This is a genomic window from Oleiphilus sp. HI0128, assembly GCF_001635365.1.
Genome location: NZ_LWGG01000494.1, coordinates 1 through 513, shown reverse-complemented (window position 1 = coordinate 513; position 513 = coordinate 1). Strand labels below are relative to the sequence as shown.

Below are 513 nucleotides of genomic sequence, written 5' to 3'. Positions count from 1 at the left end.
TAGTTTTGCAAGCCAAACCTGAGCAGCATCACGCTCATCCTTGTAATTTAATCCAGCGATTTTGACGCCCTGCTCTGACAGAGTGTTTAGATAGGGGTGCTCAACTCGACACGATGGGCACCAGGTTGCCCAGACATTTAAGAGCATTACCTCACCGCTGAATACTGAGTTATTGAGCTGCTTATTTTGGTCTGACAAAGAACTCAGCTGAAACTTCGGTACTGGGTCGTTTAGCCGTGCCGTTTCTAGTTTGGTAGGATCCTTACCGATAGCGGTATATAGTATGAGCCCAAGAGCAATAGTAAGAACGAGAGGTGTGAAAAGGACGATTCTTTTGTTCATACCAGGCCTCCATTTTTATTGTCTACGAGTTTTGACTTTAAGCGATAACGACGATCACTTATCGCAAACAATCCACCTAGCGCCATAAAAATAGTGCCAAGCCAAATCCATCTAACGAAGGGTTTTATTTGAATACGAACTGCCCAGGCACCGTCAGTGAGTGGCTCGCCT

Annotated in this window: 2 protein-coding genes; both read right to left on the bottom strand. The window is 45.4% G+C overall.

Annotated features, from left to right (window positions below):
- On the bottom strand, positions 1-342 hold a 342-nt coding region (locus A3763_RS05970), incomplete at its 3' end, for a redoxin family protein (RefSeq protein ID WP_156494953.1).
- On the bottom strand, positions 339-513 hold a 175-nt coding region (locus tag A3763_RS26735; protein WP_197482800.1), incomplete at its 5' end, for a cytochrome c-type biogenesis CcmF C-terminal domain-containing protein. The genes A3763_RS05970 and A3763_RS26735, both read right to left, overlap by 4 nt.